We start from the raw sequence: 1,606 nt of genomic DNA on the forward strand, positions 1-1,606 counted from the left end.
TTTTTTGTGGAGAGTTTGATCCTGGCTCAGGACGAACGCTGGCGGCGTGCTTAACACATGCAAGTCGAACGGAAAGGCCCTGCTTGCAGGGTACTCGAGTGGCGAACGGGTGAGTAACACGTGGGTGATCTGCCCTGCACTTCGGGATAAGCCTGGGAAACTGGGTCTAATACCGGATAGGAGCCATTTTTAGTGTGATGGTTGGAAAGTTTTTTCGGTGTAGGATGAGCTCGCGGCCTATCAGCTTGTTGGTGGGGTAATGGCCTACCAAGGCGGCGACGGGTAGCCGGCCTGAGAGGGTGGACGGCCACATTGGGACTGAGATACGGCCCAGACTCCTACGGGAGGCAGCAGTGGGGAATATTGCACAATGGGCGCAAGCCTGATGCAGCGACGCCGCGTGGGGGATGACGGCCTTCGGGTTGTAAACTCCTTTCGCTAGGGACGAAGCTTTTTGTGACGGTACCTAGATAAGAAGCACCGGCTAACTACGTGCCAGCAGCCGCGGTAATACGTAGGGTGCGAGCGTTGTCCGGAATTACTGGGCGTAAAGGGCTCGTAGGTGGTTTGTCGCGTCGTCTGTGAAATTCCGGGGCTTAACTCCGGGCGTGCAGGCGATACGGGCATAACTTGAGTACTGTAGGGGTAACTGGAATTCCTGGTGTAGCGGTGAAATGCGCAGATATCAGGAGGAACACCGATGGCGAAGGCAGGTTACTGGGCAGTTACTGACGCTGAGGAGCGAAAGCATGGGTAGCGAACAGGATTAGATACCCTGGTAGTCCATGCCGTAAACGGTGGGCGCTAGGTGTGAGGGTCTTTTCACGACTTTCGTGCCGTAGCTAACGCATTAAGCGCCCCGCCTGGGGAGTACGGCCGCAAGGCTAAAACTCAAAGGAATTGACGGGGGCCCGCACAAGCGGCGGAGCATGTGGATTAATTCGATGCAACGCGAAGAACCTTACCTGGGCTTGACATGCACCAGATCGCTGCAGAGATGTAGTTTCCCTTTGTGGCTGGTGTACAGGTGGTGCATGGTTGTCGTCAGCTCGTGTCGTGAGATGTTGGGTTAAGTCCCGCAACGAGCGCAACCCTTGTCTTATGTTGCCAGCATTTGGTTGGGGACTCATGAGAGACTGCCGGGGTCAACTCGGAGGAAGGTGGGGATGACGTCAAATCATCATGCCCCTTATGTCCAGGGCTTCACACATGCTACAATGGTCGGTACAACGCGCAGCGACACTGTGAGGTGGAGCGAATCGCTGAAAGCCGGCCTTAGTTCGGATTGGGGTCTGCAACTCGACCCCATGAAGTCGGAGTCGCTAGTAATCGTAGATCAGCAATGCTGCGGTGAATACGTTCCCGGGCCTTGTACACACCGCCCGTCACGTCATGAAAGTTGGTAACACCCGAAGCCGGTGGCCCAAACTTGTTAGGGAGCCGTCGAAGGTGGGATCGGCGATTGGGACGAAGTCGTAACAAGGTACCCGTACCGGAAGGTGCGGGTGGATCACCTCCTTTCTAAGGAGCTTTTATTATTCGGGTGCAGTTGCACCTTGGTTGGTTGAGTGTGCGAGTGTCATGCTGCCAACTTTTATTATGAAAA

General features: G+C 55.2%; 1 rRNA gene. It reads left to right on the forward strand.

Annotated elements, in window-relative coordinates:
* Positions 1-3 precede the first annotated feature (3 nt).
* A 16S ribosomal RNA gene (locus QP971_RS11145) occupies positions 4-1,521 on the forward strand.
* The last annotated feature ends 85 nt before the right edge of the window (positions 1,522-1,606 follow it).

The sequence above is a fragment of the Corynebacterium marquesiae genome (assembly GCF_030229635.1).
Taxonomy (GTDB): domain Bacteria; phylum Actinomycetota; class Actinomycetes; order Mycobacteriales; family Mycobacteriaceae; genus Corynebacterium; species Corynebacterium marquesiae.